Genomic DNA, 20,426 nt, shown 5'->3' with positions numbered 1-20,426 from the left:
ATCCTCCACGCGGCATCGAGACCAGATTGGAAATCGACACCCTTCCCGAGGGACGTCAAGGGGCAGGGTGGTCGCGGGCGGACCGGGCCGCCGGCACGATCGCGATGAGGATTCCGGCGACGGCGATGGTCAGGGTCGCGCGCGTACCCACTGACTCGGCGAGGGTTCCCGCGGCCAGTGCGCCGAGTGGCATCGTTCCCCAGACGAGCACGCGCATGCTCGTCTGGACGCGGCCGCGCAGTGCGTCCGGGGTCAGGTGCTGGCGGCGGGTCATCACGATCACGTTGTAGGTCGTGCCGCCGGCGGCGTGGATGACGATTCCCGTTCCGGCCAGGACCAGGCCGATCGGGCCCGGCTGGGCGAGGGGGAGCAGCAGGTGGGGTGGCCACGTCAGCACCGGCACCAGCCAGTTGGCGCGAGCCGCCCCGATGCGGCGGGTCCAGCGGCCGGTCGTCGCGGCGCCGATGACGCTGCCCACGCCCGACAGGGCCAGCAGCACGCCCGCACCCGCCGCGTCCAGGTGCAGGTCGTGGGTGAAGAACAGGACTTCCATGGACATGATGCCCGCGGTGAAGAACGCGGCGACGGAACTCGCGACGGCCAGCGGGCGGAGCTGGCGGTGGCGGACGATGTAGTGGAGGCCCTCGGCGATCTCGGTGCGGAGCCGCACCTCCCTCGGCCGCGGTGGGATCGGCGGCACATCGGCCCGGACGCGCGACAGGAGCGCGGCCGAAGCCAGGTAGCCCGCCCCGGTCAGCACCAGCCCGGAGGCGGCACCGATCACGCGAGTGAGCAGGCCACCGATGCCGGGCCCGGCGGCCGCGGCGACCGACAGGGTGATCTGCAGGCGCGCGTAGCCGGTTTCCAGATTCTCCAGCCCGATCACCACCGGCAGGTACGCCTGGTAGGCGGCGTCGAAGAACACGGTCGCGACGCCGACGAGAACAGCCGTGACGAGCAGCTGCCCGAAGTCCAGCACACCGGCCCAGCCCGCGATCGGAAGCCCGAAGAACAGCAGGGCCCGGACGAGGTCGGCGCCGACGAGTACCGCGCGGCGGCGGCGGGTCCGGTCGATCCAGGCACCGGCGGGCAGGCCGATGACCAGGAACGCCACGGTCTCCGCCGCGGTGAGCAGTCCCATCTGCAGCGGAGTGGCGCCGAGGGTGGTCGCGGCGAGCAGGGGCACCAGCGCGGTCGCGGCCGCGGTACCCAGCTGGGAGGCGGCGTCCGCGGTCCACAGGAACCGGAACGCGCGATGCCCGCGCAGCCCGGCCACCGACGTCGGCTCGTCCCGCGAGGCGCCGGTCATGGGCACGGCTTCACCGACGGGACCGCCAGGCCGGGTGGCGGGCGCCGATCCGCGTGGTAGGGCAGTACGACGGCGTACCGGTCGTCCAGCCGCAGGGCGAGCTGGTGAGCCACCAGCTGGTCGACGAGATCCGCCGCGGCCCCCTCGGCCGGCGGCCGGTCCGTGCCGGCCAGGGTCCGGAAGGCGTCGACCCAGCCGGCTTCGACGTGGACGCGGTTGATCGGCCCGCCCGGGCGGGTGTCGTGGATGAGGACGAACCCCGGGCCGTACCGGTAGGTGCAGATGCCCGTGTCGTGGGCTTCACGCCAGCGGCGACCGGGTTCCCCGTCGTCCCGTGGTGGCGGCAGATGACACAGAGCGCGTTCGGGAATGGTGTCCGGCAACGACTTCCGCAAGGTCCAGTCCACCGGAACGAACGCCGCCGCCGCGGCGGCGAGCAAGCGCACCATCGTCGCGTCGCGGTGCGCTTGCTCGCCGAAGGCGAACGGCTCCGGCAGCCGCAGCCGTTGCGCACGCCCGGCCAGTTCGGCCACGACACGCAGTGCGCCGTCGGGATCGGCGTCGATTCGGCCGAAGTCGAGCTCGACCGTTTCGGGCCACGCCGGGTGCGAAGCGGACAGGGTACGCATGCGGCTCCTTCTCAGGCGGACGGCGTGAGAACCGACAACGGCAAGTGGGTTTTCCGCGCCACGGTGGGCGAGGTGGCCAGGGTGATCCACAAAGTGCCGTCGGTGAAGACCAGGCCGGCCTCCCCGAGCCGGCGAAGCCAGTGGCCGAAGTCGTCCGGGTCCCATTCGTGGTTCTGCTCGGCGAGTACCCGGAGCGGGGCGCGGCCGGTTTCCAGTGCGCGCCAGGCCGCGATTTCACGCGGGTGCTCGAGCACGTGGTCGGCCGGCGCCCAGCCGTGGCGCCGGTCTCGGATCACCACGACGTCGCCGATGGTGCGGGCGATCAGCGCACTCCCCGGATAGCCCGCGGTCCACGCGGCCAGCGCGTCGACCAGCGGCGTGACCTCCTCGGCCGTGAGTCCCTGGTCCGGGGTGTCGAAGGAGTAGACGAGCTCGGCGAGCCGCTCCGGGTCGTCGATGTCGTGGACGAGGCGCGACCCCGCCGCCGGGCGACGCTCGGTGAAGCCCTGCCGCGGGTCGTCGAAGTTCGGCGAAAACCGTTGCAGGGCGATCCGGGCCGCGCCACTGGGCGGTTGCAGGTGCACCAGGGCGGGCAGCTGGGCCACGACCGCGGCGTAGTCCGCCACGCGTTCGCCCGGAAACCCGTACAGCCAGTTCCAGGTGATGTTGAGCCCGGCCGAGGCACCGTCGCGCAGCATCCGCACGTTGTGTGCCCCGCGAACGCCCTTGCGCATCCGGTGCAGTACGTCGTCGACCAGGCTCTCGACGCCGGGCTGGACGTCCCACACCCCGGCCGCCCGCAGCGCGGCCACGTCCTCGATCTGCGCGTTGGCCTTGATCTCGTAGTGGATGCGCAGGTCGTGGCCGGCGCCGGCCAGCCCCGGCAGCGCCGACCGGTAGTACTCGTTCGGCAGGATGTTGTCGATCGTGGTGACGTCGAGGATCCGGTGCCGGCGCACCAGCCCGAGCAGCTCGTCCACAAAGGACTCGGCGGGCTTGGCCCGGTAAGCCATCGCGGTACCGTTGAGGCCGCAGAAGACGCAGTGGTGTTTCGCGCCCCACCAGCAGCCGCGGGAGGACTCCACGACCAGCTCCGGTTCGACGCGGGCAGCGACGGAGGCGGGAACGGCGGCGAACCAGTCGTCGTAGTCCGGTGTCGTGATCGACGCCGGCGAGACCAGCCGGGATGGGCACGGACTGACCCGGGTGGCGCCGCTGTCGTCACGCCAGCACAGCTGGGGCACGTCGTCGAGGCCGTCGCGGGTTCCGGTCGCGTGGCATTCGGCGAGGGCCAGAAGCAGTTTCGGAAAAGTCACGTCGGCCTCGCCGCGCAGGACGTAGTCGACGAACGGGTACTCCCGGTGCAGCGCCACGCCCATCGGGCCGTCGGTCGAGTAGCCGCCGACCAGGATCTGCACGCCGGGTCGCCGGTCCTTGATCCGCCGGGCCACCGCGAGGCTGGCGATGGTCTGGCTGAAGGTCGCGCTGAAGCCCACCAGTTCCGGTTCATAGGCGAGAATCGCGTCGGCGGCCTGATCGACGAATTCGTCCGCGAGCTCACGAACCGCCGCGGCGATGCGGAAGGGCAGGCCGGCGCGACGGGCCAGATCCCGCATCCCCGCATAGCCGAAATCGGGTCCGTTGAGCGCGCCCGCGAAGATCCATTCACCGAGCGAATGGTGGAATCCGGTGTCCGCCAGTTCCGCGTAGTCGCCCACGGTCAGACCGGCCCGCAGCATCAGGTCGGCGAAGGCGAGACTGCCATGATAGGAAACCGGGACCGGAAGTCCCTCTCGTGCGCACGCCGCGCGCAGTACGCCGAGTGCGAGGGAGGGGCGGTGCAGCGAGTGCCACGGCATCGACACCAGGCAGGTGCGGGGAACCTGCCCGCGGGACATCGAAACGCCTGTTCCGCCGGTCAGCGCGGTTCCGCGGCGGTCGAAACGGCGCCGGCCTTTCCGGCTTCGTTGTACATGGTCACGCCGCGGCCGGTGCCGCCGTGTTCGTCACGCTCGGCCAGCTGCGTCACGGTGAGCGCGGACGCCGGAGCGGCGGTGATCCGGACGTTGCGGCCGACATCGGAACGATCGTCGGATTCCGCGAGGTTTGTCACCGTGAGCGCGGCAGCGGGTGTGGATTTCATCTTTTCCCCCTCGTTTCGATACGAATTCCGAAACTTGGGGACGCACCGACGAGGTCGTCCGCCAGCCGCCCCACAGCTACAGGGTAATTCCCGAAAGCCTCGTCGGTAAAGCGTTTCCTCAACTGAGGATTTCCGAAGACCCGGCGACTTCATACGCCTTCGCATCGCGGAGGTAACGGTCGAAGGAGGCCGTTTCCAGGGTTTCCGTGCGCGCCGCAGACCTGGACGGCCTCCGGAGGTGGGCACGGGCCGTTCCGCTACCCGCGATCAGGCAGTGAAGAACTCCACCACTACGCCGAAGAACTCCGGTGACGACGACGCGTGGTAGCGATCGCCCGGCAGGACACCAGCGCCCCGCAGCAGACCTTCACCACGCCGAAGGACGTCCGCCATTCGGCAACTGCGGGCGCCCGTACGCGCTCCGCGGCACGAGCGTGCGTTCGCATGGGGGTGCCGCTGCGACGTCGTTGAGCACGGTTCAGTCGTGACGGCTCTCGACCTTGAGCGCGTCGGCGTTACACATTGCACTCTCGAGACGATGTAGTTGTTGCCGGTATTGCATCTGCCGAAGCGTGGCGGAGTGCTGGCGTACTTCTGGTCGGGAGGCTCCTGTGGGGATCGTCCGCGTTGTGGAGTGGAAGCTCGCTTGCTCAGCTCAGGAAGCAGACGGTCGCTTCCGGCAGGCATTCACCTCCCTCGATCTAGCTCCGGAGGGTCCTCCCGGCTCCGTCAAGGGGACCGCCAAACGAGCGATCAAGAAGAACCGATGGGCGGCTGAGGTGGCCGTGGATCTCACGTCCGGCGCCGCCGGCACCGTGGCCACCTGCCGTGTGGACATGGCGGGAAGCAAGCACTTCGATCTTCTGGACGAACTTGCCGACGCCGTCGGCGCTGATGTGCTGGATGACAAAGGTCTCGACGAGGCGGTGGGCCGGCTCGGCAAAGCGTCTCGGTTGTTCGGACGCAAGGAGATCCGACATGTCCGGTATCTGTTGCGTGCCGACGAACTGGTCGAGGAACTCGGCCAGGGCCAGTACACCGGTAAGCAGGGACTGGTCGTATTGACCAGCTCGAGGCTCTTCTTCCTCGAAAAGAGCCTCGGCAGCGAGACAGTAGAGGACTTCCCCATCGCGGCCATCTCATCGATGAGCCTGCACAAGAAGATGAGCGGCGAGACGCTACTAGTACACGCTGCCGGCACGAAAGCCGAGATCAAGTCAATGCTTCACGGACAAGGAGATGCGCTTATTCGCGCCTTCTGGCGTGTGAAGCAGACCGCTGACGGGGCAGGTGCGACACCGCCGGCGGCTCCTGACGATGCCATCGCCCAACTGGAGCGCCTGGCCGGACTCCGCGACCAAGGAGTCCTCAGCTCAGAGGAGTTCGAAACGAAGAAGATCGACCTTCTCCGCCGAATCTAGCCGAGGCACCCCCCTGCCGCCCCGATAAGCTCAACATCAGTCAACGGCCCACGATCAGCCGAGCACTGAGTGTGCGACGTGAGAGCGCACTCAGCGGCATCAGCGGATCTTCCTAGCCGTCATTGCCCTAGCGTCCCGGCAAGCTTGGTGCTCCGCGCCTCCGGCGGCGCCCAACCGGGCACCGGGGCGCAGGCTTCTAACTGACGCCCCGCTCACTCCAGTGGCGCATCGTCTGGTCGGGAGAACCAGGCCACCGCTGCAGGATCGGCGTCGTCGCGCAGCGTCATCTGGCTGCCCAGCCACAGGCGCGCCTGAGCGAGCAACGCACCGATGTTCGCGCCGGAATAGTCGGCGTGGCGCAGAACTCCGATCTGTGCCATCTTGAGGGCGGTCTGCATCGCTTCAACCATGCTCGCGGGGTCGGGCAGTGTGAGCGTCCTGAACTGGCCCTGTTCGTACTCCTCCCCAGGAAAGATGCTCTGCAAGTCGAGGGTGGGCCAGTACTTCCCGTGAGCGGCGCCGCTCATTGTGCGCCAGATCCGTTCGACATCGACGGCTTCGAGGTGTAGGTCCCCCTCCTCCGTGCACGCTGCCTGCATCACTTGAAGATACCCACCGCCGGGCGCCTGGATCTGGACTTCGGTGAACACGTTGGCGACGCGAGCGACCAGTTGGGCGTCTGTTTCACGGATTCGCTGCTTCTCGACCAGGTCCGATTTGGACTTCGCATGCTCTGCGAGGTCCCATCGCATCAAGCACAGGTGGCGGCGCACGCACTCCATCGGGTCACGGGTGGCCAAGACCCAGACCGCTTGAGCGGCGCTCTCGAGTGCAGCGCGGGCAAGGGTGTAGGTCGGGCGCAGCGCGAAGTTCGTGACCTGATCGGGGTGAAATTTGAAGGGCGCGACGTAATCCGCCCAGAGGAGAAGGTGCTCGAACGCCGCATCAAGGTAGGCCTTGGTTCTGTCCGGCACCCGTTCGTAGGGATAAAGATCCACGACACGAGCGAAGTTCGATCCGGCGGCCGGGTCACCAATGTGCGTGAGGACGTGCCAAATTATGCGGCTGCCCTGTGCGACCTCGGTAAAGACGCGGCTGTGCTCCTGAGGTACTGGGACGCGTGGCTGTGTCATCCCGACCAAGAGTATACCGAAGTCGCCACCAGTCGTAGGTACATCGCGCAGCAAGCTTCCTGAGTGCTGCTCCACGCATATCAACGACGTGGGAGGGCCACAACAAGCCATAGACCGCGCAGCATATCCGGCCGCCTTTCTAAAAGTAGTGAATCGCCCGCTCATCTGCAATAGCGGACGTTCGGCTACCGTCGCCACGATCGGCCTACAAGGCGAATTTGGATCATGTTCTCTCGGTGGACCGCCCGCTGTTTGTAGTCTGCCGACTGGCAGCGCAGCGGTCCTGTAAACGACACCACCTGGACCTGCGCCCTCGCGACAGCCAAAGCCAGCAGAGATCGAGGACCGGCCGAGCGGTTCTGCCTCACGAGCCAGGGATCGGCCGACCAGCACTCACAACCACGAGCCCCCAGGCAACGGATCGAACCGCAGCAGGTTCGCGCCCGGATGTCCTAGCTCGACAGCGGAAGTCGGGCATCCGGGAGCTGCCGAGCAACGGAGCTGCCCCGCCGACTCACCCCCGTAGGAGCGAGAATGGTCAGCGGTCAAGCCACGGGGCCAGCAACGTCTCCAGGTCAGCGTCCGACAGCGCACGCGGGCCGCCGTGGAACTCGTGCCATCGCGAAGCGTCACGGGCGGCGTAGAAGTCGACCTCGAAGGCGCGCATCAGGACGTACATGAAGCTCACCGAGTCGAAACGCTCGCCGAGCAGCGTCTGGGCCGCGCGGGCGACATCAGTCGCAGTGCGGCCGGGGACGCCGAGTTTCAGCTCGTCGGCAGCCGGATCGAGCAGACTGGGGGCAGACATCATGACAATTTCTCCATCACAGAAACGAAAACTCAGCCTTCGGCGGCAAGCTGACCACAAGCCGCGGCGATCTCCTGGCCGCGGGTGTCCCGCACCGTGCACGCGACACCGCCCGCGTTCACCAGACGGACGAACTCACGCTCCACCGGCTTCGGCGACGCATCCCACTTAGAACCCGGGGTCGGATTCAACGGGATCACATTCACATGCACCAACTGACCCAAATGCTTACGCAGCCGCTTAGCCAGCAACTCCGCCCGCCACGGCTGATCATTGATATCCCGGATCAACGCATACTCAATGGACACACGACGACCAGAAGTATCCGCGTAGTAACGAGCCGCCGACAGAACCTCGTCCACCGACCACCGCTCGTTCACCGGCACCAACGTGTCCCGCAACTCGTCATCCGGCGTATGCAGCGAAACCGCCAGACGCACCTGCATCTTCTCGTCCGCCAGCTTACGAATCGCCGGCGCCAGACCCACCGTCGACACCGTCACCGAACGCTGGCCGATACCCAAACCAGCCGGAGAAGGATCCGTAATACGACGCACCGCCGCCACCACACGCTTGTAATTCGCCAGCGGCTCGCCCATGCCCATGAAGACGATGTTCGACAAGCGGCCAGGGCCGCCGGGCATCGCGCCGTCGCGCATTACGGCGGCGGCGGAGCGGACCTGGTCCACGATCTCCGCCGTCGAGAGGTTGCGGTCGAGGCCGCCCTGCCCCGTCGCGCAGAACGGGCAGGCCATGCCGCAGCCAGCCTGGCTCGAGATGCACAGCGTGGCCCGGTCCGGGTAACGCATGAGCACGCTTTCCAGCAACGTGCCGTCGTGCGCGCGCCAGAGGGTCTTGCGAGTGGTGCCGTCGTCCGCGGCCAGGGCCCGGACCTCCGTCAGCAGCGTCGGCATCAGGTCGGCGACCAGGCGCTCGCGCGACGCGGCCGGGATGTCCGTCATCTCCGCCGGGTCGACGGTCAGGCGCGAGAAGTAGTGGTTCGACAACTGCTTGGCGCGGAACGGTTTCTCACCGAGCGCGGCCACGGCCTCGGCGCGCTCGGCGGACGAGAGGTCGGCGAGGTGGCGCGGCGGCAGGCCGCGCTTGGGCGCGTCGAAGACGAGGGGGAGGGCAGTCATAGCAGATCTAGTGTCCCATGCCAACCACACACGGCGATCAGCACCCACTCGACCGTGTGCGGGTCGTCACTTCCTGCCCCGAGACGACCACGGTAAGCGAGCCCCCACCAAAGAGCCGCCCCAGCTACAGCGGGCTCGACGACTGCCGATCCCGGTACCAGCTCCCCCAGGCGGCGAGCTCCCGCACAACCACCTTCAGGCTTTCGCCCAGCGGGGTGAGCGAGTACTCGGTCCGCGGCGGCACCTCGGCGAACACGGCCCGGTCGAGGATCCCGTCCTCCTCCAGCTCCCGCAGCTGCCGCGTGAGCATCCGCGGGGTCACCCCCGGCATCCCCCGGCGCAGTTCGCCGAACCGCAGCGGACCGTCGAGCAGAAGCTTCAGGATGACGAGCTTCCATTTCCCGCCGACGACCACCAGCGGGACCTCCACGTCGCAGAAGCCGGCGATCTCCTCGACGCGCTCGCGGACCCGGATCTTGCCCATCATCCCAGTCTAGCGCCCGTTTTGCGCCGAAAGCCCGCGCCGAAACACCACGCACCGTGACCTCGCACGGTATACATAACGTCCCTTAGCCACAGCTGGAACCACTCTTGACCAGCCCGGTCCGGCCCGGTGAAAGTGTCCGGATGTGACACTCCGCCGATCACGTCAGCAGCACCGCGAACCCCCGTCCCGACGGCGCTGGCTGGTACTGGCGATCCTGTGCACGAGCCTGCTGCTCGCCGGGATCGACCTGACCGTCCTGCAGGTCGCGGTCCCGAGCCTGGCGCGCGACCTCGGCCCCAGCGGCCCCGGGCTGCTCTGGATCGTCGACGTCTACTCGCTCACCGTGGCCGCGTTCCTGATCGTCTGCGGCACCCTCGCGGACCGCGTCGGGCGCAAGCGGGTCGCGCTCGCCGGATTCGCGGTCTTCGGCCTGGCGTCGCTCGCGGCAGCGTTCTCGGCCAGCACGCTGCAGCTGATCGCGGCCCGCGCCGTGCTCGGCCTCGGCACCGCGCTCATCATGGCCGCCACGGTGGCCATCCTGCGCAACGTCTTCCCCGACGACCGCGAGCGCGGGTTCGCGATCGGACTGTGGACGGCCTCGCACAGCGTCGGCGCCACGCTCGGCCCGGTGATCGGCGGGCTGCTCGTCGAGCACTTCCCCTGGGGCTCGGTGTTCCTGGTCAACGTGCCGATCGCCGCCGTGGTGCTGATCGCGGGCGCGGTCTTCATCCCGGACTCGCGCAACCCGGTCCCCCGCCGCTGGGACCCGGCCAGCGTCGCGCTCTCGGTCGTCGGGCTCGGTGGCTTCGCCTACGGGCTCAAGCAGGTCGCGTCGCCCGAAGGACTGCCGCCGACGGCGCTGGCCATCGGCGGCGCCGGGATCGCGCTGCTGGCCTGGTTCATCCGCCGCCAGCACCGGCTGGCCCAGCCGCTGCTGGACCTCAGCCTGTTCCGCAACCGGCGGTTCTCGGTCGCGATCCTCGCCGTGTTCGGCTGCTTCGGCTCGTACGTGGCCCTGTTGTTCCTGCTGCTGCAGTGGTTCCAGCAGACGAGGGGCTTCTCACCGGGGGAAGCGGGAGCCGCGATCGTGCCGCTGGCCGCGGCCAACGCACTGGGCGCGACGCTCGCGCCCTGGCTCGCCGGCCGCTTGGGCGACCGGGCCGCCATGACGTCGGCGCTGGCCTCATTCGCGGTGGCACTCGGCTTCTTCGCGCTCAGCCCGGCCGTCTCGGCCTATCCCGTGCTGGTCCTGGTGCTGGTCGTGTCCGGCTTCGGCGCGGGTGTGATCATGACCTCCGGCGCGGACACCATCACTTCCGCCGTGCCGCCGGAGAGAGCCGGTGAAGCGGCCGCCATCCAGGAAACGTCGTTCGAGTTGTCGGCCGGTATCGGCGTCGCGGTGCTCGGCAGCGTGCTGGCCGTCGCTTATCGGCTGCGCATACCCGAGTTCCCGTTCCTCTCCGGCGACCAGCTCACCCAGGTCCGCAACTCCGTCGCGTCGACCGGCGCGATCGCCGGCCACCTGCCGCCCGACGCGGCCGGCACCCTGCTGTCCACTGCGGATTCGGCTTTCGACCACGGCATCCGGGTCTCCGTCGGCTGCGCCGCGCTGGTTCTGCTGGTCATGTCGGTCGCCACTCTCACGTTGCTACGGCGCCGCCCGGGCTGTATGTGCGTCGCACGGTGAGTCGGACAGTGGACGAACATGCTAAAAACCCAATAAAGACTGGTTAAGTCTGGGCACACGAGCGGGGCGTGAATAGCCCTCCGGCGTCGCTCCCCGGGGTCCGGCCGCGACCCCCGGCGCATCCCCCGCCCACCCGGCGGAACCGGGCGAACTAGCGACTGACCAGTAGGTTAGGCCCTTTCGTTGTGGCCAACAACAAAGTATGGATGATCTACTCCGCCCCTGGCAAGCCCCTCGCCGGAAGGTTTAGACCATAGTCGGGTAATGGCGGTTTGAGTCATTGACAACGTCCGGGTGACCTGTGATTCTCGGCCTCACGCAGAGTTGACAAAAGATCACCCGACAACCGTTCGGACTGTTTATGTGTCACACAGACCCCCGCCCCCCGGTCACGCGTAGCCATCAGGGATCCATGGGAGCCGGCAGAGGCGCTCGAAGACCGCGCCAAGCCTGATCAGGTCACCGCCGGCCGTTTTCCGGCTCCGGCACGGAATCCCCTCGGGTCACGGACTCCGCGTGCTTGTCCCGCCTGAACCGGGAGCAGCGCTGCGCGCCACAGCTGCCGCAATCACTGCCGGACCGGAAATGGCGATGAGCCGCTTCGCTGTGCCCACACACACAGATGTGCTCGTCGGTCATTCGCCGTGCCCGCTCCTTGCCGCATAAGTGTGCTCACCCAGCCGACCGCCAGTGTAGCCGATCGGGCCGACGACCGGTCCGGCGACGCGATCGCCGCGGCACCCGGTCATACCCGTACACACCAGGCGTTTCCTCGTGTTTTCCGGAGGTTTCGACCACCGCCGCCACCCGTTTCGACCGTTTCCGATGCCAGTGCCGCCGTCGTGAACCGGCGATGCGGCTCCGACACCTGTGAAAGGTGGCCATGCGCTCCCCCGATCCCCGCATTTCCCTGGTCATACCCGTGCTCAACGAGGCAAGGAACCTGGAGGTGGTGCTGCCGAGCCTGCCGGAGGTCCACCAGGTGATCCTGGTGGACGGCCACTCGGTGGACGATTCGGTCGAGGTCGCGAAACGGTGCCTCCCCGACATCGAGGTGGTCACGCAAACCCGTGGTGGCAAAGGAAACGCGCTCGCCTGCGGGTTCGCGAGGGTGACCGGCGACGTCGTCGTGATGTTCGACGCCGACGGCTCCGCGGCGCCCGAGGAGATCCCGCTGTTCGCCAAGACCCTGGTGGCCGGCGCGGACTTCGCGAAGGGCAGCCGGTTCACCTCCGGCGGCGGCAGCGACGACATCACCGTGCTCCGCAAGGCCGGCAACGCGGTGCTGAACGGCTTCACGAACCTGTTGCTGCGCACCAGGTTCACCGACCTCTGCTACGGCTACAACGCGTTCTGGTCGGACATCATCCCGGCCTTCGGGCTGCCGCCGACCGAGCTGGGCGGCGAATCGGGCCGGCAGTGGGGTGACGGGTTCGAGGTCGAGACGCTGATCAACTGCCGCATCGCGCTGGCCGGGCTGAAGATCCGCGAAGTGCCCAGCTTCGAGCGCGACCGCATGTTCGGCACGAGCAATCTCGACACCTTCCGCGACGGGATCCGGGTGCTGCGCGTGATCCTGCGGGAGTACAGCCGTTCGTGGCGGGCCGGGCGACGGCAGCGTGAGCGCGCGCTGCCCGGTCCGGACACCGTGGTGGAGTCATGACCGAAGTTTCCGTGGTGATCTGCTGCTACACCGAGAATCGGTGGGACGACCTCGTCGCCTCGGTCACGTCGGTGGCCGGGCAGACGGTGGTCCCGGCCGAGCTGATCGTCGTGGCCGACCACAACCCGGCGCTGCTGCAGCGGGCCACCGAGGCGTTCACGAGCGACTCGGTCCGGGTGATCGGCAACGAGCGCACGGCCGGTCTCTCCGGCGCCCGTAACACGGGATTCCTTGCGGCCAAAGGGGAAATCGTCGCGTTCCTGGACGACGACGCGGCGGCCGACCCGGGCTGGCTCGCGGAAATGCTGGCACCGTACGACGATCCCGACGTCGGCGCGGTCGGCGGACGGGCGGTCCCGGTGTGGCCGGACGGCTCGGCGCCGCCGTGGCTGCCCGCGGAGCTGTACTGGATCGTCGGCTGCGCCTACACCGGCCAGCCCGTCGAGCCGGCCGAGGTGCGCAACATCATGGGCTGCGCGATGTCCTTCCGCCGCGACCACCTGGAGCGCCTCGGCGGGTTCGCCGAGAGCGTCGGGCGGACGGCGGCGTTACCGCTGGGCTGCGAGGAGACCGAGCTCTGCATCCGGCTGCGGCAACAGGTTCCGGGCGCCAAGGTGATCCTGCGGCCGGCCGCGACCGTCCGGCACCGCGTGTCCGCGGACCGCACGCGACGGCGTTACGTCCGGCAGCGCAGCTGGGCCGAGGGACTGTCCAAAGCGGCCGTCTCCCGGCTCGTCGGCGCCCAGGACGCGTTGTCGACGGAGCGCTCGTACCTGCGTTCGGTGCTGCCGAAGGCGGTGCTGCGCGAGCTGCGCGCGGGCAATCCCGCGGGCGCGAGCGGGGTGTTCGTGGCGACCGCGGCGGCCGGCGCCGGGTACCTGCGTGGTCTGGCCCGCAAGCCGGCCCCCGAGACGGACTCGATCCCGGCGTACACAGTGGACATCGCGAACGGCGAGGCGACCTGGGACGGCGAGGCGGACGTGCTCGTCCGGTCCGGCGGGGTCGTGCTCGGCGCCGCCCGCCGCAGCGAGGAGGTCAGCGAGCTCGCCGCCAAGCTGGCGGACCAGACGCGAGACCGGCCGCCGCGACCGACGGCTCAGCCGCGCGTGAGCGTAGTGCTGGCCACCGCGGGCAAGCCCTCGGACGTACGCCGGTGCGTGGCGAGTGTGCTGGCCACCGGTTACCCCGACCTCGAAGTGCTGATCGTGGACAACATTCCCGACGGGCCAAGGGAAGAACTCGTCGCGCTCGCCGCGTCCGACGACCGCGTGCGCTGCCTGCACGAGCCGGTGCCCAGCGCGAGCCGGGCCCGCAACCTCGGCGCCCGTGAGGCGACCGGCGAAGTGCTGGCCTTCACCGACGACGACACGGTGGTCGACCCGGGCTGGCCGGCCGAGCTGGTCGCCGAACTCGCCCAGCCCGGCACGTCCTGCGTGACCGGTCTTGTCGCGCCGCTGTGCCTGGACACGCCGGCGCAGGTGTGGTTCGAGGCGTTCGGCGGCTTCGGCAAGGGCTACCGGCGGTTGGCCTTCACCGAGGACCCGCGGAACCTGCTCTCCCCCGGCCGGTTCGGCTCGGGCAACAACATGGCGTGGCACCGCGAAGCGTTCCTGGCGCTGGGCGGGTTCGACGAACGGCTCGGCCCGGGGCGGCGCACGCACTCCGGCGAAGACCTCGACCTGTACCTGCGGCTCGTGCGGTCGGGCGGGCGGATCGTCTACACCCCGCACGCCGTGGTGCGGCACGAGCACCGGGCGACGGAAGCCGAGCTGCTGCGCCAGCTGCGCGGTTACGGCACCGGCCTGGCCGCGATGTACCTGCTGCACGCGCGACGCCGCGGCGGCCTCCGTGAGCTGGCGGCCGCGGTGCCGCGCGGGCTTCCGGTGCTGCTCGGCCGTCGTCCCTCCGACGCGCCCTCAGGCGAACCGTCCCCCGGTTTCCCCCGGCGCCTCGTCACCGCCCAGGTGCGCGGCACGCTGTCCGGCCCGCTGGCGCTGCTGCGGGAGCGGACCAGGTGACGGCCCGGGCCATCACCGCCGTCACCGCCGCGCTGCTGGCCGTGACCGCGGTGACCGCGGCGTTCGCCGTGCTCGACCTGCAGGGCCCGGTGCGCGTTGTGGTCACGCTGCTGTTCCTGTTCTTCGTCCCGGGCTGGTCCGTGATCGCCTTCTTCCGGCCGGGCTCGTCTTCACTCACCTGGGCACTGGTCATCGCCGCCAGCGTCGCGATCGACCTGCTCGGCGCGCAGCTGATGCTCCTGACCACGTGGCGCCCGGCGCTCGCTTCGGTGTTCGCGCTTGTCGTGTGCGCGGTGCTGCTCGGGTTCCACCTGGTCACGGCCCGGCGCACGGTGGGAGGTCACGCATGACGACGGCCGCACCCGCGCGGTCCGGCAGCGAACGCCGCGCGCTCGGCGCGGGCATGGCGTTGTCGCTGAGCGCGGTGATCACCGGCGTGGCCGGCCTGGTCTGCTGGGTGGTGGCCGCGGGCACGCTGCCGCAGGAGGCCGTCGGCCGGGCGGCCAGCTTCGTCTCCGGGTTCGTGCTCGTCGCGGGAATCGCGCAGCTCAACGTCGGCCTCGGGCTGCTGCGCTGGCTGCCCGGCGCGGGCGGCCGGACCGGCTGGCTGGTCGGCCGCGGCTACCTCCTGGTGGGCCTGGCCGCGGCCGTCGGCGGGGTGGTCTTCGTGCTGCTGCCGGTCGGCCGGGCGGCCGCGCCCGGGATGCTGGCGCTGCTGTTCGTGGTGGCGAGCGTGTGCTGGGCGCTGTTCCAGCTCCAGGACTACGTGCTCGCGGCGCTCGGGCGGGTCTGGTGGGTGCCGCTGTTCAACGGCGCCTTCGGGCTCGTGCGGGTCGCGGTGCTGCCGGTGCTCGGCGCGGCGCTGGGCGCGCTCGGCGTGCTCACCTCCTGGGCGGCGCCGACCGTCGTCTGCGCCGCGGTCGCGGGGGTGCTGATCACCTTGCTGGCCCGCCGGAAACGCGCGGAGCCGGTCCCGGCGGACCTGCCGGACCGTCGCACCGTGGTCTCGTTCCTCGGCCCGACCTACCTGGCCACGATCGGCACGACGGTGCTCTACAACGTCGTGCCGCTGATCGTGACCGCCCGCTTCGGGCCCGCGAGCGGAGCGGTGTTCTTCGTGGTGTGGAACGGCCTCACCGCGACCGACTACGCGATCAACGGGTTCGTGAACTCGATGGTCCTGCGCGGCTCCGGCGACCCGGAGGCGCGCCCCGCGATCCTGCGCGCCGTCGGCAAGCGGCTGGGGCTGCTCGTGGGATCCGGAGTGGTCGCCGGCATCGCGCTGGCGCCGCTGCTGCTCGGGCTGTTCGGCTCGGGTTACGCCGAGGAAGGGAGTAGCGCGTTGCGCATCCTGCTCGCCGGGCTGGTGGCCCGGACGGTCGTCGCGCTCGGCGTGGCGATCCGGCTGATGGACGGCGACGGGATGGGCGCGGCGCGGATCCAGCTGTCCTGCACCGCGCTGGTCGTGGGCGGTGTGCTGCTGGTCCCGGCCGGGGTTCACCTGCCGGGGCCGGCGCTCGGGTTCGTGCTGGCCCAGGTCCTCGTCGGCGCGCTGGTCGTGCCCTCGCTCGTCCGGCGGCTGCGCGAGGTGAGCCGATGAGCCTCGTGCTGACGAAGCCAGCCGAAGCACCCGCGCCCGTGGCGAGCCGGCGCGGCTGGCTCACCCCGGCGTTGTGTGTAGTCGCCGTTCTGCTGCAGGTGCTGTTCCTGAAGCCGGTCGACCCCAGCGCGCTCGGGTCGTTCGGGCTGATCGGGGCGCTGCCGCCCGCCGTACTGGTGGCGCTGGTGGTGCTGACCGCGGCGTTTGTCCTGGAGGTGCGCTCGGCCCGGCCGCGCACCTGGCTGCTGGCCGCCGCCGTGGTGCTGGCCGTGCTGGGCATGTACGGCCTGCCCCCGCTGACCGAGCCCGTCGCGCGGCTCCCGGTCGCCTGGCTGCACGCCGGGTGGACCGACTACATCGGCACCCACGGCACCGTGCTGCACAACTTCGACGCGCGGTTCTCCTGGCCCGCCTTCTTCGGCGCGGCCGCGTGGCTGACCAAGCTCGCCGGGATCAGCAGCACGACCGCGTTGCTCGCGTGGGCGCCGCCCGTGCTGACCGGGCTCGCCGCCGTCGGGGTGCATGCCGTCGCCACGGCGGTGCTGGGCCGCGGCCGCGCGCCGTGGCTGGCCGCGTGGGCGTTCCTCTGCGTCAACTGGGTCGAGCAGGACTACTTTTCCCCGCAGGGACTGGCTTTCCTGCTGTACCTGGGCGCGCTGGCGGTGGTGTTCCGATGGCTGTGCGACGACACCGACCCGAAGCGCCGCGTCCTCGCGTCCTGCGGGCTCGTGCTGCTGATCCTCGCCCTCGCGCCCTCGCACCAGGTGACGCCCTTCGCGCTCGCCGCGATCCTCGCGGTGCTGACCGTGACCCGGCGGCTGAAGGTGCCGTGGCTGCTCGCCATCGCGATCCTCGCCCCGCTGACCTGGCTGGTGGTCGGCGCGAGCGACTACTGGGTGGGCCACCTGCAGGTGCTGACCGGCGGGATCGGCGACCTGTCCGGCTCCGTGCAGCAGAACGTGCAGGAACGCGTCGGCGGCGATCCGGGACGGCTGACGGTGCTCGGCTTCCGGTTCGGGCTGACCGGGCTGATCGGCTTGCTGGCCGCCGCCGGCTGGTGGGGCCTGCGGACGCCGCGGGGCCGCCGTCCGGTGGTGCTGGCCGTGGTGGCGGTGGTGCCCGCCGGGCTCGTCGCCCTGCAGTCCTACGGCGGGGAAATGCTGCTGCGGTCGTACTTGTACTCGCTTCCGCTGCTGTGCACGCTGGCCGGCGCCGGTCTCGACCGGTGGCTGCGCTCGACGCGCGGACGCCGTCTCGTCCCCGTCGCGCTGGTCGCCGTCCTCGGCGCGGCGGCCGTGCTCCTGGTCGGCGCGCGCGGGGGCAACGACGGTTACGTCGCCTTCCGGAAGTCCGACCAGACGGTCGTTTCCGAGGCCTACCGCCTCGCCCGGCCCGGCCAGCACATCTCCTCGCTGACCGCGTACGCGCCGCTGAACTGGGCGCAAGTCGGTGAGGTCAAACAAGGTTCGCTCGAACGCACCTGTGTGCCCAGTGCCGACGAGGGTTCGTGCGTCGGCCGGATCGGCCCCGATTTCGTGATCGTCAACCAGGCCCAGGACAACTACGGCGTGACCCTGCTCGGCCTGCGCGCCGGGTGGACCGAAACCGTGCGCGCCCAGCTCGTTTCGTCCGGCGAGTACCGCGAGCAGCTGCGAGACGGCGACTCGGTCCTGCTCGTCCACCAATCCGGAGGTTCCCGATGAACGACCCGCGCTTGCTCTACGTCGGCTGGACCGGCCAGGGAAACCTCGGTGACGACGCGATCGCCGACGCGCTGCTGCCGCAACTGCCCGCCGTCGAGCCGTGGCACGTCCCGCACGACCCGAAGGAGTTCGCCCGGCGGGTCCTCGGCGGCGGCCTGCGCGGCTCGGGCGACCGGGCCGTGCTCGTCGGCGGCGGCACGGTCGTCGGACGGCGGAACTGGCGGCTGCTGCTGGAGGCGACCGGGCTGCTGCTGGCCCGGCGCCGCCCGTGGCACCTGATCGGCATCGGCGTCGAGGATCCCGCATTCCAGGGCAAGAACTCGTTCTCCGCCGGGGGCGAGCTGGCCCGCTGGCCCGGGCTGTGCCGCCGGTTCGACCGGGTCACCGTGCGCGGTCCGCGATCGGCCGCCCTGCTGGACTCCGTCGGGGTCCACGCGGAGGTGGTGGGTGATCCGGCGCTGCTGCACGAGCCGGCCGAGGCGGCCACGCCCCGGGACCAGCTCCTCGCCGTCAACCTGGGCTTCGGCGACGACCTGTGGGGCCACGACCACGGCCGGGTGATCAGCGCCGTCGCCGACCTCGTGCGCGGGGTCGTGGCCGACGGCTGGAGCGTGCGGTTCCTGGTGATCAACCCGAAGGACCAGCGGTTCGCGGAAGAGGCGCTGCGCCTCGCCGACGTCGCCGAAGAGCGGACTGAGATCCGCCCCGCCTACACCGTGCCCGACTACTTCGCCGCGGTCGGCGACTGCACCGTGCTCGTAGCCGAACGGCTGCACGCGCTGGTGCTGGCCGCGGCCGCCGCCGTGCCGGTCGTCGGGCTGGAGTACCAGCCGAAGTGCGCGGACTTCCTCGCCTCCATCGGGACGGCGGAGCGGTCCATCCGCACCGACGAGGTCACGACGGGGATCCTGCGCGAGCACGTCGACGAGCTGGCCGCGCGGCGTCCGGCCGAGTCGGCACGGCTGCTGGGCGAGGTGGACGTTCTCCGCGCCCGGTTGCGCACGGAGCTGACGCGGATCCGCTCGGGCGCCGAAGTCGCGGGGAGCCTCCGGTGAACGATCTGGCCAAGCGGGTCGGGCGGGAGCTGCGGATCGAGTTCGCGCTGCTGACCCGGCGGACGCTGCTGAACGTCGTGGCCGGCAGCAACCTCGTGCCCCGGCCGCTGCGGTGGCTGATCTACCGCGCCTGCGGCATGGCCGTGCGCACGCCGAATGTCTTCCCCGGCCTCGAAATCGCGGGGCAGCCGCGGAACCTCACGGTCGGCACCGGCACGTTCGTCAACACCGGCTGCTTCTTCGAACTCGTCGGCGAGGTGTCGATCGGGCGCGACTGCCAGCTCGGCATGCAGACGATGGTGGTCACCTCGCACCACGAGTCCACCCCCACCGGCATCTCCCGCCGCCCGGTCGGGCGAGCGGTGCGGATCGGCGACCGGGTCTGGACCGGGGCCAGGGTGACGATCCTGCCGGGCGTGACGATCGCCGACGACGTCATCCTCGCGGCGGGCGCGGTGGTGACCGCCGACTGCGCGGAGCCGGGCGTCTACGCCGGGGTGCCCGCCCGGCTGGTCCGCTCGGGTGTGAAGGCGGGTGCCCGATGATCCACGGGCTGGACTGGGCCGCGGCCGCGGCGTTCGGGCTGCTGATCGTGCTGGTGCTGGGCCGCACGGCGGTCGCCGAATTCGGCACCGTCGAACGGCCGGTGTTGCGGCGTTTCGACTTCGCGGCGGGCGCGGCGGTCGTCGTGCTGGTCGCGGTGCTCGCGGCGAGAGTGATGACGCAGTTGTAGAGGAAGACCGGTTTCGCGACGAGAACGGACGGGTGCTCATGACGAAGAGCAAGACACGCACGACAGCCGTGCTGGCGGCCTCGGTCTGCCTGCTGCTCGGGTTCCAGATCGGCGTCGTCTCGGCGCAGGGCCTGGAAACGGAGGTGGACGGCACGGCGCGGGGACGGCAGCTGCTCGCTTCGGAGGAGTTCAACGGCACCACGCTGGACACGACGAAGTGGTCGGCTTACGACTCGAAGTCGTCGAACGGCATCTCCCAGTGGAAGCCCAGCGAGATCGGCGTCGGCGACGGCGAGCTGCGGATCAACGGGCACGGCAAGGACCCCAGCGGCAAGGCCAACACCTCGGGCGCGCTGTGCTGGTGCCGCGGCGACGGCGACCGGACCTACGGGCTGTGGATGGTCCGGGCGAAGTTCGACCCCGGCACGGGTTACGGCGTCGCGATGCTGCTGTGGCCGCAGTCGAACCGCTGGCCGCAGGACGGCGAGCTGGACCTCGTCGAGAGCGCCCGGCCGCAGAAGAACACCGCGCTGTCGTCGGTCCACTGGGGCAACCCGCCCGGCGGCCAGCGCGACAGCGGCAAGCTCACCGGCGACTACACCCAATGGCACGTGTACGCGGTCGACTGGCAGCCCACCTACGTCAAGTACTCCATCGACGGCCAGACCGTGTACGACACGCGCTTCAGCGCCAAGAAGCCCGGCATCCCGAAGACGCCGATGCACCTGGTCATGCAGCAGGAGCCCGGCCCGTTCGGCGCGCCCGCCTGGATCCCGGCGCCGGACGCGTCCACGCCCGACCGCGTCACCGTGCACGTCGACTGGGTCCGCATGTACGCCTGACTCCTTTGTGGACGGTCTTTACGACGCCCGTCACCCGTACCCCGGGTGGCGGGCGT

At 70.2% G+C, this 20,426-nt stretch carries 19 protein-coding genes; 11 read left to right on the top strand and 8 right to left on the bottom strand.

Features of this window, described 5'->3' with window-relative positions; genetic code table 11:
* Window positions 1-55: 55 nt before the first annotated feature.
* Genes OG943_RS47705 through OG943_RS47690 form a run of 4 tightly spaced genes read right to left on the bottom strand, consistent with a single transcriptional unit; the run spans window position 56 to window position 4,081 of the window.
* Window positions 56-1,309: an MFS transporter gene (locus OG943_RS47705; protein WP_328607472.1), complete on the bottom strand. Its 1,254-nt coding sequence runs from the start codon at window positions 1,307-1,309 to the stop codon at window positions 56-58.
* Window positions 1,306-1,938 (bottom strand): DUF5825 family protein, encoded by a 633-nt coding sequence (locus OG943_RS47700; protein ID WP_328607471.1) that lies wholly within the window; start codon window positions 1,936-1,938, stop codon window positions 1,306-1,308. Before OG943_RS47700 ends, OG943_RS47705 begins: the two co-directional genes overlap by 4 nt.
* A gap of 11 nt (window positions 1,939-1,949) precedes the next feature.
* Window positions 1,950-3,836 (bottom strand): RiPP maturation radical SAM C-methyltransferase, encoded by a 1,887-nt coding sequence (locus OG943_RS47695; protein ID WP_328607470.1) that lies wholly within the window; start codon window positions 3,834-3,836, stop codon window positions 1,950-1,952.
* A 20-nt stretch (window positions 3,837-3,856) separates the two neighbouring features.
* Window positions 3,857-4,081 carry a hypothetical protein gene (locus OG943_RS47690; RefSeq protein ID WP_328607469.1) on the bottom strand — a complete coding sequence of 75 codons (225 nt, stop codon included), beginning with the start codon at window positions 4,079-4,081 and terminating at the stop codon, window positions 3,857-3,859.
* 611 nt (window positions 4,082-4,692) lie between these two features.
* Between OG943_RS47690 and OG943_RS47685 the strand changes: the two genes are divergently transcribed.
* The gene (locus OG943_RS47685) at window positions 4,693-5,502 is read left to right on the top strand and encodes an SHOCT domain-containing protein (protein WP_328607468.1); all 810 of its coding nucleotides are present in this window, start codon (window positions 4,693-4,695) and stop codon (window positions 5,500-5,502) included.
* 212 nt (window positions 5,503-5,714) lie between these two features.
* On the opposite strand, the gene OG943_RS47680 is transcribed toward OG943_RS47685, so the two are convergent.
* The 4 genes from OG943_RS47680 to OG943_RS47665 form a co-directional block, all read right to left on the bottom strand.
* Window positions 5,715-6,500, bottom strand: a complete 786-nt coding sequence (locus OG943_RS47680; RefSeq protein ID WP_328607467.1) for a hypothetical protein — start codon at window positions 6,498-6,500, stop codon at window positions 5,715-5,717.
* A gap of 673 nt (window positions 6,501-7,173) precedes the next feature.
* On the bottom strand, window positions 7,174-7,446 hold the full coding sequence (locus tag OG943_RS47675) for a hypothetical protein (protein WP_328607466.1): 273 nt from the start codon (window positions 7,444-7,446) through the stop codon (window positions 7,174-7,176).
* 29 nt (window positions 7,447-7,475) lie between these two features.
* Window positions 7,476-8,582 (bottom strand): 23S rRNA (adenine(2503)-C(2))-methyltransferase RlmN, encoded by a 1,107-nt coding sequence (rlmN, locus tag OG943_RS47670; protein WP_328607465.1) that lies wholly within the window; start codon window positions 8,580-8,582, stop codon window positions 7,476-7,478.
* Between the two features lie 124 nt (window positions 8,583-8,706).
* Complete coding sequence (locus OG943_RS47665; RefSeq protein ID WP_328607464.1) at window positions 8,707-9,066, bottom strand: winged helix-turn-helix transcriptional regulator; 360 nt, start codon at window positions 9,064-9,066, stop codon at window positions 8,707-8,709.
* A gap of 145 nt (window positions 9,067-9,211) precedes the next feature.
* Here OG943_RS47665 and OG943_RS47660 point away from each other — a divergent pair, with 145 nt between their 5' ends.
* From OG943_RS47660 to OG943_RS47615, 10 genes are all read left to right on the top strand, one after another.
* The gene (locus OG943_RS47660; RefSeq protein ID WP_328607463.1) at window positions 9,212-10,756 is read left to right on the top strand and encodes an MFS transporter; all 1,545 of its coding nucleotides are present in this window, start codon (window positions 9,212-9,214) and stop codon (window positions 10,754-10,756) included.
* An 883-nt stretch (window positions 10,757-11,639) separates the two neighbouring features.
* Complete coding sequence (locus tag OG943_RS47655; RefSeq protein WP_328607462.1) at window positions 11,640-12,419, top strand: glycosyltransferase family 2 protein; 780 nt, start codon at window positions 11,640-11,642, stop codon at window positions 12,417-12,419.
* Window positions 12,416-14,437, top strand: a complete 2,022-nt coding sequence (locus OG943_RS47650) for a glycosyltransferase family 2 protein (RefSeq protein ID WP_328607461.1) — start codon at window positions 12,416-12,418, stop codon at window positions 14,435-14,437. Before OG943_RS47655 ends, OG943_RS47650 begins: the two co-directional genes overlap by 4 nt.
* Complete coding sequence (locus OG943_RS47645; protein WP_328607460.1) at window positions 14,434-14,787, top strand: hypothetical protein; 354 nt, start codon at window positions 14,434-14,436, stop codon at window positions 14,785-14,787. The genes OG943_RS47650 and OG943_RS47645 overlap by 4 nt, the downstream gene beginning before the upstream one ends.
* Entirely contained in the window at window positions 14,784-16,037 is a 1,254-nt protein-coding gene (locus OG943_RS47640) for a hypothetical protein (RefSeq protein ID WP_328607459.1), read from the top strand. Before OG943_RS47645 ends, OG943_RS47640 begins: the two co-directional genes overlap by 4 nt.
* A complete protein-coding gene (locus tag OG943_RS47635) occupies window positions 16,034-17,740 on the top strand; it encodes a hypothetical protein (RefSeq protein ID WP_328607458.1) in 1,707 nt (568 codons plus the stop codon). Before OG943_RS47640 ends, OG943_RS47635 begins: the two co-directional genes overlap by 4 nt.
* Window positions 17,737-18,795: a polysaccharide pyruvyl transferase family protein gene (locus OG943_RS47630; RefSeq protein WP_328607457.1), complete on the top strand. Its 1,059-nt coding sequence runs from the start codon at window positions 17,737-17,739 to the stop codon at window positions 18,793-18,795. The genes OG943_RS47635 and OG943_RS47630 overlap by 4 nt, the downstream gene beginning before the upstream one ends.
* Window positions 18,792-19,340 carry an acyltransferase gene (locus tag OG943_RS47625; RefSeq protein ID WP_328607456.1) on the top strand — a complete coding sequence of 183 codons (549 nt, stop codon included), beginning with the start codon at window positions 18,792-18,794 and terminating at the stop codon, window positions 19,338-19,340. Before OG943_RS47630 ends, OG943_RS47625 begins: the two co-directional genes overlap by 4 nt.
* Window positions 19,337-19,528 (top strand): hypothetical protein, encoded by a 192-nt coding sequence (locus OG943_RS47620; protein ID WP_328607455.1) that lies wholly within the window; start codon window positions 19,337-19,339, stop codon window positions 19,526-19,528. The genes OG943_RS47625 and OG943_RS47620 overlap by 4 nt, the downstream gene beginning before the upstream one ends.
* Before the next feature lie 38 nt (window positions 19,529-19,566).
* Complete coding sequence (locus OG943_RS47615) at window positions 19,567-20,370, top strand: glycoside hydrolase family 16 protein (protein WP_328607454.1); 804 nt, start codon at window positions 19,567-19,569, stop codon at window positions 20,368-20,370.
* The last annotated feature ends 56 nt before the right edge of the window (window positions 20,371-20,426 follow it).

The sequence above is a fragment of the Amycolatopsis sp. NBC_00345 genome, assembly GCF_036116635.1.
Classification (GTDB): Bacteria; Actinomycetota; Actinomycetes; order Mycobacteriales; family Pseudonocardiaceae; genus Amycolatopsis.
The sequence above is the reverse complement of the archived record's forward strand: the minus strand, read 5'-3'. Positions and strand labels throughout refer to the sequence as shown.

Bases quoted from the DNA above. Each gene is read 5' to 3' on its own strand.
- OG943_RS47705 (WP_328607472.1), bottom strand. From the start codon at position 1,309: ATGACCGGCGCCTCGCGGGACGAGCCGACGTCGGTGGCCGGGCTGCGC.
- OG943_RS47700 (WP_328607471.1), bottom strand. From the start codon at position 1,938: ATGCGTACCCTGTCCGCTTCGCACCCGGCGTGGCCCGAAACGGTCGAG.
- OG943_RS47695 (WP_328607470.1), bottom strand. From the start codon at position 3,836: ATGTCCCGCGGGCAGGTTCCCCGCACCTGCCTGGTGTCGATGCCGTGG.
- OG943_RS47690 (WP_328607469.1), bottom strand. From the start codon at position 4,081: ATGAAATCCACACCCGCTGCCGCGCTCACGGTGACAAACCTCGCGGAA.
- OG943_RS47675 (WP_328607466.1), bottom strand. From the start codon at position 7,446: ATGATGTCTGCCCCCAGTCTGCTCGATCCGGCTGCCGACGAGCTGAAA.
- rlmN (WP_328607465.1), bottom strand. From the start codon at position 8,582: ATGACTGCCCTCCCCCTCGTCTTCGACGCGCCCAAGCGCGGCCTGCCG.
- OG943_RS47665 (WP_328607464.1), bottom strand. From the start codon at position 9,066: ATGGGCAAGATCCGGGTCCGCGAGCGCGTCGAGGAGATCGCCGGCTTC.
- OG943_RS47655 (WP_328607462.1), top strand. From the start codon at position 11,640: ATGCGCTCCCCCGATCCCCGCATTTCCCTGGTCATACCCGTGCTCAAC.
- OG943_RS47650 (WP_328607461.1), top strand. From the start codon at position 12,416: ATGACCGAAGTTTCCGTGGTGATCTGCTGCTACACCGAGAATCGGTGG.
- OG943_RS47640 (WP_328607459.1), top strand. From the start codon at position 14,784: ATGACGACGGCCGCACCCGCGCGGTCCGGCAGCGAACGCCGCGCGCTC.
- OG943_RS47635 (WP_328607458.1), top strand. From the start codon at position 16,034: ATGAGCCTCGTGCTGACGAAGCCAGCCGAAGCACCCGCGCCCGTGGCG.
- OG943_RS47630 (WP_328607457.1), top strand. From the start codon at position 17,737: ATGAACGACCCGCGCTTGCTCTACGTCGGCTGGACCGGCCAGGGAAAC.
- OG943_RS47620 (WP_328607455.1), top strand. From the start codon at position 19,337: ATGATCCACGGGCTGGACTGGGCCGCGGCCGCGGCGTTCGGGCTGCTG.
- OG943_RS47615 (WP_328607454.1), top strand. From the start codon at position 19,567: ATGACGAAGAGCAAGACACGCACGACAGCCGTGCTGGCGGCCTCGGTC.